Source organism: Elioraea thermophila (ex Habib et al. 2022), from assembly GCF_003336755.1.
Lineage (GTDB): Bacteria > Pseudomonadota > Alphaproteobacteria > Acetobacterales > Acetobacteraceae > Elioraea > Elioraea thermophila.
This window is the reverse complement of the sequence record NZ_QMDI01000006.1, coordinates 451,140-470,319: the sequence shown is the minus strand read 5'-3', so window position 1 is coordinate 470,319 and position 19,180 is coordinate 451,140. Positions and strand designations below refer to the sequence as shown.

At 71.1% G+C, this 19,180-nt stretch carries 14 protein-coding genes; 4 read left to right on the top strand and 10 right to left on the bottom strand.

What is annotated here, in order from left to right; all coding sequences use genetic code 11:
* Positions 1-4 precede the first annotated feature (4 nt).
* Positions 5-1,411: a threonine synthase gene (thrC, locus tag DWB05_RS12110; RefSeq protein ID WP_114377439.1), complete on the top strand. Its 1,407-nt coding sequence runs from the start codon at positions 5-7 to the stop codon at positions 1,409-1,411.
* Positions 1,408-2,679 carry a M16 family metallopeptidase gene (locus DWB05_RS12105; RefSeq protein ID WP_114377438.1) on the top strand — a complete coding sequence of 424 codons (1,272 nt, stop codon included), beginning with the start codon at positions 1,408-1,410 and terminating at the stop codon, positions 2,677-2,679. The genes thrC and DWB05_RS12105 overlap by 4 nt, the downstream gene beginning before the upstream one ends.
* Before the next feature lie 15 nt (positions 2,680-2,694).
* Here DWB05_RS12105 and DWB05_RS12100 read toward each other — a convergent pair whose 3' ends face one another.
* The 10 genes from DWB05_RS12100 to DWB05_RS12055 form a co-directional block, all read right to left on the bottom strand.
* Positions 2,695-4,533, bottom strand: coding sequence for a TRAP transporter permease (locus tag DWB05_RS12100; RefSeq protein WP_114377437.1), 1,839 nt, complete (start codon positions 4,531-4,533; stop codon positions 2,695-2,697).
* A 34-nt stretch (positions 4,534-4,567) separates the two neighbouring features.
* A complete protein-coding gene (locus DWB05_RS12095) occupies positions 4,568-5,506 on the bottom strand; it encodes a TAXI family TRAP transporter solute-binding subunit (RefSeq protein ID WP_114377436.1) in 939 nt (312 codons plus the stop codon).
* A gap of 124 nt (positions 5,507-5,630) precedes the next feature.
* Positions 5,631-6,674, bottom strand: a complete 1,044-nt coding sequence (locus DWB05_RS12090) for a FemAB family XrtA/PEP-CTERM system-associated protein (protein WP_114377435.1) — start codon at positions 6,672-6,674, stop codon at positions 5,631-5,633.
* Entirely contained in the window at positions 6,671-8,203 is a 1,533-nt protein-coding gene (locus tag DWB05_RS12085; RefSeq protein ID WP_114377434.1) for an oligosaccharide flippase family protein, read from the bottom strand. Before DWB05_RS12085 ends, DWB05_RS12090 begins: the two co-directional genes overlap by 4 nt.
* A 20-nt stretch (positions 8,204-8,223) precedes the next feature.
* On the bottom strand, positions 8,224-9,063 hold the full coding sequence (locus DWB05_RS12080) for an XrtA system polysaccharide deacetylase (RefSeq protein WP_114377674.1): 840 nt from the start codon (positions 9,061-9,063) through the stop codon (positions 8,224-8,226).
* A gap of 5 nt (positions 9,064-9,068) precedes the next feature.
* A complete protein-coding gene (locus DWB05_RS12075; RefSeq protein ID WP_114377433.1) occupies positions 9,069-10,100 on the bottom strand; it encodes an AAA family ATPase in 1,032 nt (343 codons plus the stop codon).
* 28 nt (positions 10,101-10,128) lie between these two features.
* Entirely contained in the window at positions 10,129-11,781 is a 1,653-nt protein-coding gene (locus DWB05_RS12070) for a TIGR03016 family PEP-CTERM system-associated outer membrane protein (RefSeq protein ID WP_114377432.1), read from the bottom strand.
* 76 nt (positions 11,782-11,857) lie between these two features.
* Positions 11,858-12,796: a nucleotide-binding protein gene (locus DWB05_RS12065; RefSeq protein WP_157967184.1), complete on the bottom strand. Its 939-nt coding sequence runs from the start codon at positions 12,794-12,796 to the stop codon at positions 11,858-11,860.
* Positions 12,793-14,316: an XrtA system polysaccharide chain length determinant gene (locus DWB05_RS12060; RefSeq protein WP_114377673.1), complete on the bottom strand. Its 1,524-nt coding sequence runs from the start codon at positions 14,314-14,316 to the stop codon at positions 12,793-12,795. The genes DWB05_RS12065 and DWB05_RS12060 overlap by 4 nt, the downstream gene beginning before the upstream one ends.
* Positions 14,317-14,410: 94 nt before the next feature.
* Positions 14,411-15,112, bottom strand: coding sequence for an XrtA/PEP-CTERM system exopolysaccharide export protein (locus DWB05_RS12055; protein WP_114377430.1), 702 nt, complete (start codon positions 15,110-15,112; stop codon positions 14,411-14,413).
* A 578-nt stretch (positions 15,113-15,690) separates the two neighbouring features.
* On the opposite strand from DWB05_RS12055, the gene prsK reads away from it, so the two are divergent.
* Together prsK and prsR are read left to right on the top strand one after the other, a co-directional pair.
* Entirely contained in the window at positions 15,691-17,757 is a 2,067-nt protein-coding gene (gene prsK / locus DWB05_RS12050; RefSeq protein WP_114377429.1) for an XrtA/PEP-CTERM system histidine kinase PrsK, read from the top strand.
* Positions 17,754-19,169, top strand: a complete 1,416-nt coding sequence (gene prsR, locus DWB05_RS12045; protein ID WP_114377428.1) for a PEP-CTERM-box response regulator transcription factor — start codon at positions 17,754-17,756, stop codon at positions 19,167-19,169. Before prsK ends, prsR begins: the two co-directional genes overlap by 4 nt.
* Positions 19,170-19,180 lie beyond the last annotated feature (11 nt).

Sequence of the window (19,180 nt, the reverse complement as noted above, 5' to 3'; positions counted from 1 at the left end):
CGCCATGCGTTACATCTCGACCCGCGGCGAGGCGCCCGCGCTTGCGTTCGACGACGCGCTGCTCGCCGGCCTCGCCGGCGACGGCGGCCTTTACGTGCCGGAAGCCTGGCCGGAGCTCTCGCCGGCCGAATGGCGTCGCCTGCGCGGCCTCAACTATCCCGATCTCGCCGCCGAACTCCTTGCTCCCTTCGCCGCCCCTGCCTTCGACCGCGAGGCGCTGCGCTCGCTCTGCCGTACGGCCTACGCCCGCTTCGCTCACCCGGCGGTCGCTCCGCTCGTTCAGGTCGCACCACACCGTTTCGTCCTCGAACTTTTCCACGGCCCCACCCTCGCCTTCAAGGATTTCGCCCTGCAGCTTCTGGGCCTCATGTTCGAGCGCGTGCTTGCGGCGCGCCGGCGGCGGATCACCATCGTCGGGGCGACCTCGGGCGATACCGGCTCGGCCGCGATCGAGGCCTGCCGCGACCGCGACAACCTCGCCATCGTCATCCTCCACCCGCACGGGCGGGTGAGCGAGGTGCAGCGGCGGCAGATGACCACCGTCGCTGCCGCCAACGTCGCCAACCTCGCCGTGGAGGGCACGTTCGACGACTGCCAGGACTTGGTGAAGGCGATGTTCGCCGATCGTGCCTTTCGCGACGAGCTTCGCCTCTCGGCCGTCAATTCGATCAACATCGCCCGTGTGGCCGCGCAGATCCCGTACTACGCCTGGGCCGCACTCGCGCTCGGCGCGCCCGACCGCCCCGTCGCCTTCGCCGTGCCGACGGGCAATTTCGGCAACGTGCTCGCCGCCTGGGCGGCTTCCCGCATGGGGCTGCCTGTCGCGCGGCTGATCGTCGGCACCAATCGCAACGACATCCTCACGCGGTTCTTCCTGCGCAACGACATGTCGATCGCGCCGGTGGTACCGTCGCTCTCGCCGTCGATGGACATCCAGGTGTCGTCGAACTTCGAACGCCTGCTGTTCGAACTCTTGGGCCGCGACGCGGCACGCACGGCGGAGACGATGCGCGCCTTCCGCACCACGGGCCGGATGCCGATCCCGCCGGCGGCGTGGGAGGAGTCGCGGCGGATGTTCGCGGGCTTCGCCCTCGACGACGAAGGGACGCTGGCCGAGATCGCGCGCACGCGCCGCGAGAGCGGATACCTGGCCGATCCGCACACGGCGATCGGGCTTGCCGCCGCCCGCGCCTGCGCGCCGGAGGATCGTGGGATCCCGGTCGTGGTCGCCGCCACCGCGCACCCGGCCAAGTTCCCCGATGCGGTGGAGCGCGCGGTGGGCGAACGGCCCGCCCTTCCCCCCAATCTCGCCGATCTCATGACGCGCGAGGAACGCTACGAGGTCGTGCCGAACGATCTCGGCCTGATCGAATCCCGCATCCGCGCGCACGCACTCAGGAACGCCGCATGAGCAACGACCCAGCCATCCGTATCACGCGCCTTCCTTCGGGGCTCACGGTGGTGACGGAGACGATGCCGCGCGTGGCCACCGTCTCGCTCGGCGCCTATGTGGCCGCCGGCACGCGCCACGAACGAGCGGAGGAGAACGGCGTCTCGCACTTCCTCGAGCACATGGCGTTCAAGGGCACGCGCCGCCGCGCCGCCGCGCAGATCGCGGAGGAGATCGAGAACGTGGGCGGCCATCTCAACGCCTACACCGCGCGCGAACGCACCGCCTATTACGCCAAGGTGCTGAAGGAGGACGCGGCGCTGGCCACCGACATCATCGCCGACATCCTGCAGCACTCGGTGTTCGACGCCGAGGAGTTCGAACGCGAACGGGGCGTGATCCTACAGGAGATCGGGCAAGCCAACGACACGCCCGACGATCTCGTCTTCGACCGCTTCCAGGAGGCGGCCTTCCCCGGCCAGCCGATGGGCCTGCCGACCTTGGGGACGGAGGAGACCATCCGGGCGATGCCGCGCGAGGCGCTCATCGCCTTCCTCCGGCGCCATTACGCACCGGAACGGATGGTGGTCGCCGCCGCCGGGGCGATCGAGCACGACACGTTTCTCGATCTCGTTCGCCGCCACTTCACGGATCTGCCGGCCGGCGTGGCGGAGCCCGCGGCAGCGGCGCGCTACATGGGTGGGGAGTCGCGGGAAGAGGACGATCTCGACCAGGTGCACTTGGTGCTCGGCTTTCCCTCCGTCTCCTTCTCCGACCCCGCCTATTACGCCTCGCTCCTCCTCGCCACGCTGCTCGGCGGCGGGATGTCGAGCCGGCTGTTCCAGGAGGTGCGGGAGAAGCGCGGCCTCGTCTACGCGATCAGCGCCTTCGCCTCTCCTTATGACGACGCCGGCCTGTTCGGCATCTACGCCGGCACGGGCGAGAAGGAGCTCGCCGAACTCGTGCCCGTGGTCGTCAACGAGCTCGCCGCCGTGCAGCGGGCGGTGACGGAGGAGGAGCTTCAGCGCGCGAAGGCGCAGGTGAAGGCCTCGGTGCTGATGGCGCTGGAGAGCACCTCCGCCCGCTGCGAGCAGCTCGCGCACCAACTCCTCACCTGGGGCCGGGTGATCCCGACCGAGGAGACGGTCGCGCGTATCGAGGGCGTGACGACCGAGGAGGTGTCGGCGCTCGCGCGGCGGCTGTTCCGCGCCCGCCCCACACTGGCCGCGATCGGGCCGATCGCGCGCCTGCCCGCGCTCGATACGCTCGGAGACCGTCTCGCCGCCTGAACGAGCGCGAGCACGTCAGCGCGCGGCCACCGCGCGGCGCCGCGCGCCGACCTGCAGCGCGATGGCGGCACCGGCGAGGCCGGCACCGATCAGGTCCGTCATCAGACCGGGTTGGATCAGGGTGGAGGCCGCGGCGATCATCAGCCCGCGCTCGAGCCAGCCTGCGCGCGCGATCAGCCAACCGTGCAGCCCCGCGGCGAGCAGCACGCAGCCGACCGAGGCGGTGGCGAAGGCATGCGCCACCTCCCACCACGCGCCGATCATCAGGAGGGCCGGCGCATGCACGAACATGAAGGGCACGATGTAGCCGGCTGCCCCCAGCCGCACCGCGGCGAGGCCCGAGGCCCAGAGGTCCGCCCGGGCCAGCCCCGCGGCGGCGAACACGGCGAGCGCGACGGGCGGGGTGATGGCGGAGAGGATGGCGAAGTAGAAGGCGAACATGTGCGCCGCCGGCGCCACCACGCCGAGCCGGATCAGGGCGGGCACGAGCAGCGAGACCATGACGATGTAGGCCGGCGTGGTCGGCATGCCCATGCCGAGGATGATCCCCGCCACCATGGTCAGCACGAGCGCGAGCAGCAGGCTGTTCTGCGCCGCCGCCAGCACGTACTGCGTGAAGACGATGCCCAAGCCGGAGAGCGTGATCACGCCGATCACGATGCCGGCGCAGGCGCAGGCCATGGCGACGGCGAGCGAGCCGGTCGCACCCTCGACGAGCGCGCGCCAGACGTTGCGAAACGTTACCGTTTCGCGCGAGGAGCGACGCAAAGCGGCGACGGGGAAGCAGGCCGCCGTGCCGGCGAGTGCGGAGAGGGGGGCGGAGTAGCCGAGGAAGAGCCCGCCCAGCACGATCGCGATCGGGATGGCGAGATGCCCTTGGTCGGCGACGACGCGCGCGAGCCGCGGCACCTCCTCGCGCGAGAGCCCGGCCAGCCCCGTGCGACGGGCTTCGAAATGCACCGCGGCGAAGGCCGCGACGTAGAACAGGATGGCGGGCAGGAGTGCCCAGGCGATCACCTGCAAGTACTGCACCTGCAGGAACTCGGCCATGACGAAGGCCGCCGCCCCCATGATGGGCGGCATGATCTGCCCGCCTGTGGAGGCCACCGCCTCGACGGCGGCGGCGAAGGCCGGACGGAACCCCGTTCGGATCATCAGCGGAATGGTCACCTGGCCCGTGACCATCACGTTCGCCACCGCCGACCCCGAGACCGAGCCGAACAGGGAGGAGGAGACGACCGCCACCTTGGCCGGGCCGCCGACGGAGCGGCCCGTGAGCGCGAGCGAGAAGTCCATGAACAGCCGCCCCACGCCGGATCGTTCCATGAACGCGCCGAACAGCACGAACACGACGACGAAACCGGCCGAGACGCCCAAGGTGGAGCCGAAGATGCCCTCGGTGGTGAGATAGAGCTGGTCCAGCAGGATGGGAAGGGGCTGCTTGAGGACCGTGGCACCGAGCACGAGGAAGACGAGCGCGGTTGCCGGCAGCGCCCAACCGACGGCGCGCCGCGTCGCCTCGAGCACCAAGGCCACACACAGCCAGCCCCACAGCGTGTCCGCGGGTGTGGGGTCGTCGATGTAGATGATCCTGTTCACCACCTGGTCGTAGGTGAGGAACAGGTGGGCGACGGAGGCGACCGCGATCAGGCCGAGGATCCAGTCCTCGATGCCGGGCGTGGGCCGTCGCCGCAGCGGGCTCGTGAGGAAGACGAGGGCGAAGGCGAAGATCAGGTGCGTGCCGCGGAAGAACACGGCCTCCGGCGGGCCGAAGGCGGTGGTCCAGATGTGGTAGGCCGACATCGCCGCGGCGATGCCGCCCGTCAGCCACCCGCTGAGCCGCGCGTAGGTCACGCCTCCGCCCCTCCCGCCTCGGGGATGCGGCGGATCAGCCGCCGAGCGCCCCCGCTTCGCGATAGAACCGTTCCGCCCCGGGATGGAACGGCACGCCGATGTCCATCGCCATCTCCTTCGGGGTGAGGCCGCGCATGCCGGCGTAGACGGCAGCCATCGCCTCCACGTTCTGCGCCACGGCGCGAACCATCGCGTGCACCATCGCCTCCGGCAGGTCGCAGGCGGCGATCAGGTGCGTGAAATAGCCCGGCACCGTTACGGTCTCGCGCTGGCCGGGATAGGTGTTGGCCGGGATCGGCACGCCGACATAGCCCGGGTTCAGCTTGCGCAAGCCCTCGATGTAGGCGGAGAGGTCGAGCACGCGGATCGCGCGCGCCGAAGCGAGATCCATCACCGAGCTCGCCGGAATGGCGGTGCCGAGCGTGAAGCCGTGCGCGTTGCCGTCGCGCAACAGGCCCACCGCATCGGTGTAGGAGGCCTGGAAGGAGGCGCGGATGTCGTTGTAGGTCAGCCCGGCCACCTGCAGGATCTGCTGCGTGATCACTTCGGCCGTGTTGCCGCGCGGCTGGATGACGATCGTCTTGCCGCGGAAGTCCTCAAGGCGGTTGATTCCCGAATCCGCCAGTACGACGGCCTGGAAGTACTGCGGGTAGAGGGTGGCGAGATTGCACACCTTGCGCGTGGGCGCAGGGAAGGGCGGGCGGCCGGCGAGCCCATCGACCGTGCTGATGGAGTTGCCGAAGCCGAGCTGGGCGCGGCCCTCCTCGATGCCGCGCACATTGGCCACCCCCGCGCCCGGCACGGCCTGGATGGACATGCCGGGGATCGCCTGTTCCCAGATGTTCTTCAGCGCTCCGCCGAGCGGCACCCACACACCGCCCTGCGGACCGGTCATGAAACGGAGCGCTTGCGCCTCCGCGGTGGCCGGCACGGCGGCCAGCGTGGCGGCGAGCAGGGTGACGGCGAGTCGCATGGTGGTCCTCCCGAGAGCCTCGTTGCGTGCGGCGTTCGGTGCGCCGCCTCGCGCGCATTGAAGGTGTCCGGCGCGATGGGGTCAATCCGGCACGTGGCTGGGGCGTGGTGCTGATCGGTCTCGCTCAGCCGAGGCCGCGCACGAGCGGGGGCCCGAGCAGGTTGGCGATCGGCACCGGCAGGCGCTTCCAGGCGGCGATGAACAGCCGGTACTTCGGGTTGTTCGGGTTATTCTCGGGAATGGCGGCGCCGGGGGCGAGGCGGTAGCAGTAATGGAGCTGTTCGGGCGTGAAACCCCAGTTCTTCTTGTAGTCGAAGGCACCGGTACCGATCTTCGAGCGGCCGAAATCGAACCGCGTCGCGCCCCGCTCGCGGCCTGCGCGCCGCATCACCTCCCAGTACATCACCTCGGAAGCGGAGAGGGAACGCGCGGCCCAGGTGCCGCCGCCGTAGTAGGGCAGGACCTCATCGCGGAAATGGAACGACAGCACCGAGGCGACGGGCCTTCCTTCGGCGAGCACGGTGGTGACGTCGGCCTCGCCGGGGAAGGCGGCGAGCAGGGCGCGGAAGTAGCGACGAGGGAACACCGGTGAGCCGAGGTTGCGCACGGATTCGGCGTAGACGCGGTGCAGCACGTCGGCGTCCTGGTTCGTCACCGCAACGAGCCCGCGCTTCAATCCCTTTCGCACCTCGGCGCGCTGCTTGCGCGGGATGTTGGCCGCCATGTCCCTCTCGTCGTCGCCGGTGATGGTGAACGGCTTGCGGAAGGTGAAGTAGAGAGGCGGGCGGCCGACCCAACCCGGGTCCTCGGCGGCGATGCGGCGAAACTCGAGCACCGGGGCGCCAAGGCGTCTCTGCGTGTCGATCGCGTAGGCCTCGAGCGCGGCGGCGGCCTCCGCCGTGGCGGCAGCGATGCCGCCATAGACGCAGAACGGGGTGGACGAGAGGAGGTCGCCGAACAGCAGCGTCTTCATCCGCGCCAGCGGCAGCACGCCGACGATCGCCCCGTCCTGTTCGGCGTAGGCGTAGAAGGTCGGGTGACCGAACACCGCGCGGATGACGCGCGCCCAGGGAGAGAGGTGGAAAAAGGTCGCCTCCGGCGTGGCGCGGACGAAGCGGTCCCAGGCCGGGGCGGAGGCGTCGTCGAGCGGGCGGATGCGCACGCTCATGTCGAGGGTTCGACCGCCGGCGCGGCAGGCGCGCCGATGATCCGCGTGATCCGCTGCCGCACGGGGGCCGGCAGTCGTTCGAGCAGCACGGACTCGCCACCCTGCGGTCTGCCGGCGGCGCGCCAGGCGAGCACCACCACCGCGCCATAGATGGCGGCGCCGAGGGCGACCTTCGCGAGGGCGGTCGCGAGCACCGGCCAGCCCGTTGGCCATGGCAGCAGGAGCAGGGCCGCGAGCATGACGGCCCCGGCGAGGATCGGCCGCCAGAGGACTGCGAACGCCGTCGCCGCGCGGCCGCCCAGGGCGCGGAAGACGACGGCGTAGTCGACGAACAGCAGGATGGTGCAGGACAGGCTGAAGGCCACGGCAACCCCGTGCGCCCCGCCAAGGGCAAAACCGACGACGGAGACGGCGATCTTCACCACGGCGCGGCCGACCCACAGCAGGGTGGAGACCTGGATCCGGCCGAAGGCGACCATCACCGGGCGGTGCAATTCGGCGACCGCCAGCGCGGCCACGCCGAGCGCGATCACCTGCAGGATGGGCACCGCCCCCTGCCAGCGCCCGCCGAGCACGATTGCGACCGCCTCGCCCGCGGTGGCGGACATGCCGAAGCCGACCGCGGCGGAGATGAGGGCGGCCGCCGCGATCGCCTTGGTCGCGGCGGCCAGGAAGCGGCGACCCCCTAGCGTGAACATCCGGGCAAGCCCAGCGAGCAGGGGCGCCGCCACGGGCAGCACGAGTTCGGAGACGAAGATGCGGGAGAGGTCGCGGGAGACGTGATAGAGGCCGAACACGCCGGTGTCCGACCGGCGCCGGACGACCAGCTCATCCGCGCTCATCGCGAAATAGTTCGCCAACGAATGGACGAGCGACCACAGCGAGAAGGCGAGGAACTCGCCCGACTTGTCGAGCCGCGGCCGCGGCAGGAACGGCATTAGGACATGGGTGAGGACAGTCTGGCACGCGAAGGCGAGCAGCGTGCCGTAAAGGAGACCCCAGTAGGAGCGCAGGATGACCGCCCCGGCCGTCGAGAAGACGACGTCCATCAGCCGTGTGAGCATCGCGAACAGCACCATCGGGCGAAAGCGCAGGGCGCGCGCCCAATGGACGGAGATCGGCGACTCCAGTGCGGTGATGATCGGCCGCAGCGCGGTGACGCGAAGGGCGGGGGCGAGGTCGGGTTCGTTGAGGAAGCGGGCCGCCGGGTTCGACAGCACGACCAAGACCGCGGCGATGCCGAAATTGAACAACGCTTTCAGCGTCCAGGCCCGATGCACGTCGGCCTCGCTCATCTCCGGCATGCGGATCAGCCGGTCGAACACGCCATGCGCGCCGAGAATGCCGACGAAGCTGGTGACCAGGGTGAGGCTGCCGATGAGGCCGAAGTCGTACTGGGTGAGAACCCGGGCCTTCACCGCGAAGGCGGCGAAACCGAGGACGCGGCTGAACACCCGCAATGCCAGGAACAGCAGGCCGCCCTCGAAGACGAGGTCGGCGACGCTGCGTCGGCTCGCGCTCGGCATCATGGCCGGATAGCCCGATCGCTTCAGCTGGACGCGATGGCGGGAGCGTAGACGCGATCGACGCGGTCCCAGGCGAAGTCGCGGAGGAGCCGCCTGAGCCGTCCTTCGGTACGGGTCAGTGCGAGGTAATGGCGAAGCCGGGAGCGCAAGGGTGCGGCCGCGACGCGCGGCTGGGCGGGATCGATCTCCCACGGATGGGTGTAGAACATGACCGGCCCCGACCGGGCGGCAAGGCGCAGCAGGCGGCGGAACAGCGGATAGGGAAACAGACGGAACCAGCCGCCGCCCGAACACGGCACCGCACGGCCGGCGAGACGGGCGACGGTCATCGGCACCTCGACCACGCCCGCCGGGTGGGGACGGAAAGGGGTCTGCGGCGCCTCCGGCTCGCCGTAGAGGTCGTGCCGAACGGGATAGATGGAGGAGGAGTAGAGGTGGCCTTCCTCCGCCAGCACGGGGTGCGCCCAGGGCGTGCGGCGGCGTCCGATGGAGAAGGTCGGCGCCCGGTAGCCGACCACCGGCGTGCCGGCGCAATCCTCCAGCACCGCCTTGGCGCGACGGATGTCGGCGCGGAAGCGGTCGGGTCCGATCGCGTGCACGAGCTCGTGTCCGTAGCCGTGGCTCGCGATCTCATGTCCGCCACCGGCGATGCGGCGAACGAGGTCCGGGTGACGCTCCGCCACCCAGCCGAGGACGAAGAAGGTGCCGCGCACGCCGGCCTCGGCGAACAGGTCGAGCAGACGGTCGGTGTTGGCGACGACCCGACGCGGCAGCGTGTCCCACGAATGGCGCGGAATGACCTCGGCGAAAGCCTGGACCTGGAACCAGTCCTCCACGTCGACGGTGAGGGCGTGGCGGTCCATCGCCGTCATCGCCTGAGATCGAGGGCGGCGAACAGGTCCATCAGCCGGTTGAACACGCGCTCGCGCCGAGCCGACTGGATCTCGAGGAGTTCGATCCGACGGGCGAGGTCGGCGACCACGGCACCGTAGCCGGCGTGCGGGTCGCCGGCGGGATAGAGGGAAGCCGCCGGAAAGGGGCTGGCCGGTTCGGCGCGCAGCACGGGCGCGCGCGCGTTCTCCGCCCCGGCGGAGAGATCCTCCTCCAGTTCCTGCGCGGTGAGACGGACGAGATCGGCGGTCAGCGTGTCGGCCTGTTCGAGGGCGGCGCCGAGCAGCACGCGGCCGCAGAGGCGGTTGATGCGGCGCGGGATGCCGCCCGTGTGGCGGTGCACCTCCTCGAGCGCGCCCTCGCCCCAGGCCGGATGGCCGGCCCAACCCACCGCCCGCATGCGGTGCTCGACATAGGCCGCGGTCTCTTCCCGCGACAGCCCGCCGAGGTGGTAGGAGGCGAGCACGCGCTGGCGGAGCTGGTCGAGGTCGGGGCTCGCGATGATGCGCCGCAGCTGCGGCTGGCCGAGTAGGATGGTCTGCAGCAGCGCCCGGCCCTCCTCGGTGACGTTGGAGAGCATGCGCAGCTCCTCAAGGGCGGAGGGGGCAAGCGCCTGCGCCTCGTCGACGATGAGCAAGTGGCGGCGCCCGATCCGTTCCCCCGTGCGCAACGCCTCGGTGATGCCGCGCAGCAAGGCCGCCTTCGGCCCGTCCGACGGCACCTCGAAGGCATCGGCGACCAGACGGAGCAGGTCCTCGCCGGAGACCTGGCTGGTCGAGATGCGGGCGATCCGATACGACGCCGGATCGAGCTCGGCGCACAGCTTCTCGACCAGCGTCGTCTTGCCCGCACCCACCTCGCCGGTGATGACGACGAAGCCCTCGCGCTGGGCAAGCCCGTAGACGAGATGGGCGTGCGCGCGATTGTGCACCGTGGATGGGAAATAGAGACGCGCATCCGGCGTCATCAGGAACGGATGGCCGGTGAACCCGTAGTAGTCGATGTACATCGGCCGCGCCCTTGGTGCCGGGTGGCCCTTAGAACGTTTTGCGCAGCGACGCCACCACGAGATTGCGATAGATCGTGTCGTCGCCGACATCGTCCTCGCGCACGTCGAGGCGGTAACTGAGCGCCCCCGACAGGGTCTCGGAGAAGGCGTGGGTCAGCACCGCGCCGGCGGAGTAGAAACTGCTGTCGCCGCCGCGGCCGGCGCCGATCGAACGCACGCCGTAGCGCACATAGCTGGTCAGGTTGGTCAGTTCGTCGAGCGGGCGCGACCAGCTCAACCCGATCGAAGTGCCGTCGGTCGGCGTCTGCAGGCGCGAGCGCGGATCGGCGGCGTAGGGGCGGCGGTTCTCGTGGGTGACCGAGAGCACGAACACGTCGCGCTCGAGCGTATGCCGGATCGAAGCGGAGGCGGTGCGGGTGCGGTAGAGCCCATCCTGGAAGCCGAGCAGGCCGGCATTGCCGCTGAGCGGGGCCGGCGTGCCGCTCGCCGTGAAGATCGGGTTGCCGAAGGGATCGAGCGTCGTCGTCTGCAAGAGTTCAGCCGCTCGCAGGGCCGAGTTCGTCAAGCGGTCGCTGTAGCTGACGGACAGCCGGGTGCGCGGGCCGAAGAGGTTGGTCGCGCCGTCGCCCTGCCACGCCTCGTACCCATCGCGCCGCCCGTAGCGGACGGTGACCTCCGAGGTGTCGGACGGCACGAGCCGCACGCCGGTGCTCCAGATCATGCCGGAGATGTCCGTCTTCGGCACCGTATTGTACTTGATGTTCTCGTAGCCGACCTCGCCGAGCACGAAGAGCCAGCGCGTCAGTCCGTAGCCGGCACCGACTGCGGCTTCCCAGCGGCGTGCGCCGTCGTAGATGCCGTCGCCGTCGAAGGTGGTGCCCTGCAGGTTGCCGGTGAGCAGCAGGCGGCCGAAGTCCTCGCCGCTGGTCACCGTCAGGTAGCCGGTGTGGGAGATGAAGCTCGAGGGGCTGAAGCTGCGCGCGCGGATGGGTCCGAACACCGGGTCGTCGATCAGCACCGGACGCGACGTGTCCTGGCGCGACTGGTCGGTGATGTTGAAGATGTAGCCGGCGCGGGCCACGGCGAGGCCGCCGAAACGCTGCACCGCATAGGGCGAGATCGAAGCCGAGACGGTCTGGATCTGGTTGCGCCGCGCCCCGCCGACCGTATCGTCGCCGAAGGCCCCGAACAGGTCGCTGGACGAGGCGGCGGCGCGGGCATCGAGGAACAGGCGATCCTGGACCACGGTGGCGAGCGCCCGGGCGGTGCCGAAATGCGACAGCCGGTTCTCCTCGCTGCGCGACAGGTAAAAGGTGGCAACCGGCGTGTAGCTCAGCGTGGTGGTGATGCGCGGGGTGTCACCGCGCACCAGGATACCCGGCGAGACGCTGACGAACACGTCCGATTTCCGATCGCGGGCGGTGAAACGGACATTGTCGTCGAAGCCGACCGACACGCCGAGGCTCGGCTGCACGAACCAGCCGACCTGGCCGACCGGCAGCCCGCCGACGGTGGTGAAGGGAAAGCCGAGGCCGCCGGGGCGCAGGCCGGCCGAGGGATCGACCGCCGGCGGGGCAGCGGCCGGCCGCGGCGCCGGGGCGGCGGCCGCCGAAGGGGCGGGGCTGGCCTCGACCTGGGCTCCGGCGGGGCGACCGGCGCTGAGGAGCGAGGCCAGGACCATCGCTCCCGCGACAGGGCGCGGCAGACTTCGCCGCGGTCTCACCCGTGGCGCAGGGTGGGTCGCGAAAGGGAGGGTTTCAGGAGCGGTCGGCCGCCGGCGCGTGGTAGTCATCGTAGCCATATGCGCCGAAGGTGTCGTGACCGCGCAAGAGTGAACGATTGAGCAGGAGTTCGATGTTCGGGCAGGTGTCGACGAGGTCGAGTGCGGCCTCGACCTCAGCCCGCTGTGTCGCCTGGGCCTGCACCACCATGACCACCTGGCCGACCACCGGGGCAAGAAGCGAAGCCTCGGCGGTGGCGAGACATGGCGGCGTGTCGAGCACGAACAGGTGGTCGGGGTAGGCGTTGGCGAGACGGAGCAGAACGGCGCCGAGGGTGGCCGGCGGCGAGCTGCCGGGTCGCCCGCTGCGACCGTAGCCGAGAACATACAGGCGCGGCACGGCTGTCGGCTGCAGGGGCGGCGAGCCGCGGCTCTGCGGGTCGGCGGCCAGGCAGCACAGCCCGACCTGGTCGCGCAGGCCGAGCCGATCGGTCAGCGAACCCGCCTTGCCGTCGCAATCCACCAGCACGACCGCGCGCTGCGACCCTTGCGCCAGTGCGGCGGCGAGGTTCAGCGCAGTGAAGGTCTTGCCTTCGCCGGGCCGGGCCGAGGTGATCATGATGATCCGTCCGCAGCGGCCGTCGACGGAGGGGGTCGCCCGCACGGTGCGCAGCACCGCATGCTGTACCACGCTGTACTCCTCGGAGATCCGGCTGCGCGCACCCTGGGCTGAGCCGACCATCAGCCCGAGCGCCGTCAGCGCCTCGCGCCCGATGGGGGCGGCCGGCGGTGCGTCGGCCGGACGCGGCGAGGAAGGTGCGGGCGACGGCGAGGTGCCCGTCGGCGGCGGCATCGCCGCCGGACCCGGCACGACACGGGGCTCGGTGCCCGACAGCGACACGCCCATCGCCTCGACCGCACGCTCGACGAGGTGTTGGCGATCGCGTCCAGGCGGGCGGAGAGGGGGCACGTTCATGTCAGCAACCTGGTCACGATGGCCGGCACACGGTCGGCGAACTGCTTCGCATCGAAGCCGAGCGCGAACGCGCCGTAGGCGGCGAGCAGAGCCAACAGAGGGACGAGGAAGGTGACGATGGCGAAGCGCATCCTCGGCGGCTCCGCCTCCGACACCGCGCCGAGCACGGGCAGGCCGAGCTGGCGCAGGTCGCGCAGACTGTAGAAACTGGTATCGAGCTGCCCGAGGACGAGCGCCAGTGCTGCGCCCGCCGCCAACCCGGCGGCCAGCACGCCGGTGAACAGCAGCAGTCGATTCGGCGCCTCGGGGGTCAGCGGCACCACCGGCGGCTCGATGATCTCGAGCCGGACCCGCTCAGCCTCGCGCCGGGCCGCGCCGGCGATCTGCAGCGCCTCGCGCCGCGCGATGAGGTCCTGGTAGTTCTTCTGCAGGACGTCGTAGTCGCGGTTGAGGTTGGCGAACTCGTTCTGCACCTGCGGCACGGTGCGCAACAATGCCTCGAGCCGATTGACCCGCGTCGTTGTTTCTTCGATCTGGCGCTCGAGGGAGGCGATCTGCCCGTCGAGATCGACGATCCGCAGCCGCACCTGTTCGAGCGTGGTGGTGGGCGGCGTCGGCGCCGCGGCGACCGCGCCACCGCTTGCCGTCGTCCCGCCGCCGCCCCGGCCGCCCTGGCCACGCAGCTGGGCGATGATCGAACGCGTGGCGACCACGTCCGGGTGTTCGTCGGTGTAGCGCAGCAGGAGCTCACGCAACGTCCGCTCCGCCGCGGCGAGCTGAGGATCGGCCCCGCCGGCGCGAGCCGTCCGCGCCGGCGCGCGCTGCATCTCTTCGTACTGCGCCTGCAGGAGGGCCCGGCGCTGGCGGGCATCTTCGAGCTCGCCGCGCAAGGTGGACAGACGCTCGCGCGCGTGGTCAAGGCGGCTCATCCCGCCCTGCTCGAGCGGCAACAGGTCGAAGTAGCGGTTGCGAAACTCGATCCGCTTCTGCTCCACCGTCCGCAGCTGTGCCTCGTAGTTGCGGATCTGCGTCTCGACGAAGGCGCGTGCCTGTTCGAGCTGCTGGCGGTCGGCGGCGGTGGCGAGTTCCATGAACAGCGTGACCACGGTCTGCACGACGTCGCGCGCCAGACGCGGGTCACGATCGACATACTCGATGCTGAACACCGAGCTCCGCCCGCGGAAGGTGCCGATCTTGATCGCGTTGCCGAGCTCGCGGATCAGCGCTTCGCGGTCCTGTGGCGTGCTGACGCGCAGGTCGAGGTCGGTTCGCGCGATGATCCGCTCGAGGTTCGGCCGGGTGAGGAGGGTACGGGCCAGCAGGTCGACCTGGTTCTGCGGCGACCCGTCCACCGCGATGTTGCTGAGCACGGCGCTCAGCACGGCATCGACGTCGGCGTGGATGCGGGCGGTGGCGCGATACTGATCCGGAATGCGCTGCACCACCGCCCAGCCGACGAGACAGACCAGCCAAGCGACCAGCACCGCCTTCCAGCGGTGCTGCCAGCTGGCCGCGACCATGCGTCTGAGGATCTGTACGATCTGATCCAACGCCTCGACCCTCCATCATGCGCCGCGCCGATCGTGCCGGCGCGGCGCCCCGGTCAGAACCGGCTCAGAACCAGCTCTGCGGGATGACCAACGTGTCGCCGGGCCGCATCGGCAAGTCCTGCGACATGTCACCGTCCCGCAACAGGTCGGCCAGCCGGACCGGGATGACCTGGGCCGGACCGCCGGGAGTTTCGCGCCGAACGATTTCCGCCCGGTTACCGGCGGCGAAGCGCGTCAGGCCCCCGGCCTGGATCATCACGTCGAGCACGCTCATGCCCTCCCGGAACGGGATGGCGAGCGGCTGGGCGGCCTCGCCGACCACGCGCACCTGCCGCGCCGGGGGGCCGACGAAGGAGGTCACCAGCACGGTCACGGTGGGTTCGCGGACGAAGCGGCGAAGCTCGCGCTCGATCTCGCGTGCGAGTTCGGATGGGGTTCGCCCGGCGGCGACGATGTTCTGCACCAGCGGCGTGGAGATCCGGCCGTCCGGCCGGACAGGAACGGTGGCGGACAGATCGGGCAGCCGATAGACCTGGATGGAGAGCGTGTCTCCCGCCCCGATCACGTATTCGGGAGCATCGAAGGCGGGCAGCTGCGGCCGCGTGTCGGCCGCCGGCACAGGCACGCCGCCCGACCCGCCGCAGGCCGCGGCCAAGCCGCAGGCGAAAACGAGAAGTCCGAGCTGTGTCGCACGCCGCGCCCGACCGCCGAGCGCCAAGCCGGCCCTGCCGTCACGCCCCGGGGTATGCTCTCGCCCTGTCTGCATGGAAGTCTCGTCCCATCTCCTCACGTCACGGGCGCTGGCATGGCGGAACGCGCCACCCGTCGCGCCCGGATCGAACCGTCATCCGCCCCGCTTCGTCCCTCCCGCCCGCGGCGGGGAGCCGAGGCCGGGGCGACCATACGGGCCTTTGCAGGTACGGGAAACCCGCCTGGCCGGTCGGCGGCGCCGTTCCAGCCGCGCCCTACCCTAGCAGGCAAGCTCGTTCCTGCGCGTGACATTCCGCACATGCCTATCACACAACCGGACCGCGCGCCAGAACCATCACTTTCGTCAAAAAACGATACGCCGCCCGGCCGGGACCCCTCGCCCCGCCCCATTTTCCGCTGATGAGTGGCGGATGGTCTAAAAATCCAGCTCCGTCGCAAGCATTTTTTCATTGCGCGGATGGCGCGTCCGGTCTAGCGTAGCAAGGCGCAGCGGTCGCCGGCATGGTCGGATCGAAGGGGGCCATGGCCTGCTCCCCCGGCCGGCGTCGGTTGGCGGGCCGCAGATCGGGCCGGTTCAGGGGTGGCCGGGCCGAGAGGCGCACCGCACCACCCCGCACGGTGAGCCGCCACCGCATGGTCTCGGCCGGACTGCACGCCGCCGTCGCCGCCGCCTCCCTGGTCTGGGCCGTGCTCGCCCTGGCGGCGGGGCGGGGGCGAGTTCCGCTGACACTCGCTGGTGCCGCCCTGCTCACCGGCGTCTGGGCGGGCGCGGTCTCGCTGTACCCCGGCGATCCGCTGAACGGCGTGCCGGGGCTGGTCGAAGGCTTGCGCAGCCTCGCTTGGCTGGCTGCCCTGCTCGTCCTCTACCGCCGCTTCGCCGGCGCGGCGGCGGGCCGGCCGGTGGCGCGCTTCGCCACGGCAGGCCTCGGCCTCGCCCTCGTCGTCGTCGCCGGCGCGGCGTTCCTGCCGCCGCCTCTCACCCAGCCCTCGTTGGTGTCGCCAGGCCTCGCGGCGCGTCTCGGCCTCGCGCTCCTCATCCTGCTGGTGGCGGAAAACGTCTATCGCAACGTCAGCGACGCGGCGCGTTGGCACGTCAAGCTGCCCTGCATCGCGCTGGGCGGGCTTGCCGCGATCGATCTCGCGGTGATGGTCGACGCCGTCCTCCGTCGTGATTTCCTGCCCTCCCTGCTCGAGGCGAGGGCGGTGGTCGCCGCCGCCGCCCTGCCGTTGCTCGCGGTCGCCGCGGTGCGCGACCGGCGCGTCCGGCGCGGCCTGCCGGTGTCGCGGGCCGTCGTCTTCCACGCCGCCACCCTGGTCGTCGGCGGCGTCTTCCTGCTCGCGGTCGGGCTGGTCGGCGAGGTCGCCCGTCATCTTGGCGCCTCCTGGGGCGAGGTGGCGCGGGCAAGCCTGCTCGGCTTCGCCGCGATCGGGCTGGCGGTGGCGCTCGCCTCCGAGACGGTCCGCTCACACATCCGACGCCGGATCGTCGACCATTTCTTTACCGCCCGCTACGACTATCGCCGCGAGTGGCAGCGCGTGCTGGCCACGCTCTCGGCGGCGGACACGACGGAGGAGCCCCTGCCGCGGGCGGTCCGCGCCCTTGCCGATGCGGTGGACAGTCCGGCCGGAATGCTTTTTCTCGCAGACGACACTGCCGATCCCTTCCTGCGTTGGCAGGTGTCCTGGAACATGCCGGAACGCCCGACCCTTCGCCTCGCACGGGACTCCGCCCTCGTGCGGGAGATGCGCGGTGGCGAGTGGATCCTCCACTGCAGCGGCGCTGACGCCCCGGCCCTGCCGGCCGACTGTCCGCGCCCGCTCTGGCTTGCCGTGCCGCTTCGGCATCCGCGCGACGGCATGATCGGCCTCGTCCTCCTTGCCCCGCCGCGCGCCCCCTTCCCGCTCGATGGCGAAACCTTCGACCTCTTGCGCGCGATCGGCTCCGAGGTCGCGGTCTTCCTGGCCGAACGCCGTGCCGCCGAGCGGCTGGCCGAGAACCGCCGGCTTGCCGACTACGCCAAGCGCTTCGCGTTCGTCGCCCATGACGTGAAAACGGTGGCGAGCCAGCTCCGCCTCCTGCTCGCCAACGCCGAGGAGAACCTCAACGATCCCGAGTTCCAGCGCGACATGCTGACCACGGTGCGCCTTGCCGCCGACCGCATCGACAGCCTGATCGCCCGTCTGCGCGGCCCGGCCGAGGCGGTGGCGCCCGCCGCGCCGCGCAGCACCGCGAGTGGGCTCGATCCGGCGGAGCGGCTGAGTCTGCTGGCGCGCCGGCACGGGTCGCGCGTGCGGCTTACCGCAGAGGCCGGGCTCGCGGTCGCCATCCCCGCCGAGGCGCTGGATGCCGCCGTCGGCCACCTGCTCGACAACGCGCTCGAGGCTTCGCCACCGGATGCACCGGTCGAGGTCGTGCTTCGCCGCGAGGGCGGACGGGCCGTGATCGACATCACCGACCGGGGCCCCGGCATGAGCGCAGAGTTCATCCGGGACGTGCTGTTCCGCCCGCTCGGCACGGCCGGCAAGGCGAAGGGCAGCGGCATCGGGGCATGGCAGGCGCGCGAACTGGCCCGCGAGGCGGGCGGCGATCTGGAGGCGTTGAGCACGCCGGGCCGCGGCACGACCATGCGCCTCAGCCTGCCGCTGGCTGCCCCGGCGGCGGAGGCGCTGCCCCAGGCGGCGACGGAGAGGGCGGCGTGAGCAAGCCGAAGCTCCTGGTGGTCGAGGACGACGAGGGCCTCGCCATGCAATACAAATGGGGCTTCCCGGCCTGGCGGGTGGTGCTCGCCGGCGATCGCGCCGAGGCCGAAGCCGCGGCGCGGCGCGAGAAACCGGCCGTGGTGCTGCTCGATCTCGGCCTGCCGCCGGATCCGGAGGGCGTGAGCGAGGGCTTCGCCACCCTCGAGGCGCTGCGCCGGCTCAACCCCCTCCTGCCGGTCGTCGTCTCCTCCGGCCAGGATCAGAAGGCGAACATGCTGCGTGCCGTCGCGCTCGGCGCCTACGATTTCTGCCCCAAGCCGGCCGATCTCGGCGTGCTGCGCATCGTGCTCGAGCGCGCGCTTCGCCTGCGTGAACTCGAGGAGGAGAACCAGCGTCTCGCCGCTGCCCCGCGCACCTCACCGATCCAGGGCATCCTGACCGCGGACGAGCGCATGCTCGCCGTCTGCCGGCAGGTCGAGCGGCTCGCCTCCGTCGCCGTGCCCGTCCTCCTGTTGGGCGAGTCCGGCACCGGCAAGGAGGCGCTCGCCCGCGCCCTGCACGACATGGGTCCCCGCGCGGAGAAGCCCTTCGTCGCCATCAACGCCGCCGCGATCCCCGAAACGCTGCTGGAATCGGAGCTGTTCGGCCACGAGAAGGGCGCCTTCACCGGCGCCATCCGCCAGGTCATCGGCAAGTTCGAGCAGGCCAACGGCGGCACCCTCTTCCTCGACGAGATCGGCGACCTGCCGCTCGCGCTGCAGGCCAAGCTGCTGCGCTTCCTCGAGGAGCAGACGATCGAGCGGCTCGGCGGGCGCACGCCGATCAAGGTCGACGTCCGCCTCGTGTCCGCCACCAATCAACCCCTGGAGAGTCAGGCCGCCGAGGGACGGTTTCGCGCCGATCTCCTCTACCGCCTCAACGCCGTGACCATACGCATCCCGCCGCTGCGCGATCGCGGGCAGGACGTGCTGCTGCTCGCCCGTGCCTTCCTCGCCCGCGATGCGCGGGAGTTCGGCCGGCGCCTGCGCGGCTTCGATGCCGCGGCCGAGGCCGCCCTCCTCGCCCACCCCTGGCCCGGCAATGTGCGCGAACTGCAGAACCGCGTGCGACGAGCGGCGCTGATGAGCGAGGGGCCCCTCGTCTCGGCGAACGACCTCGAGCTCGCAGCACCCCAAACGGCTGAGGCCGTCGAGGCGGGGGAGGGGATGGGCGAGGCGGGGTTCGACCTGCGTGCCGCGCGGCTGAGGGCGGAACGCGAGACCATCTTGCGCGCGCTCGCCCATGCCGGGGGCAGCCTCGCCCAGGCGGCGCGGCTACTCGGCATCAGCCGCCCGACGCTGTACACGCTGCTCGAGACGCACGGCATCGCCGCCCCGCGCGGCGAGGCCCAGGATCCGGTCGACGCCGCCTGACGGAGACGAGA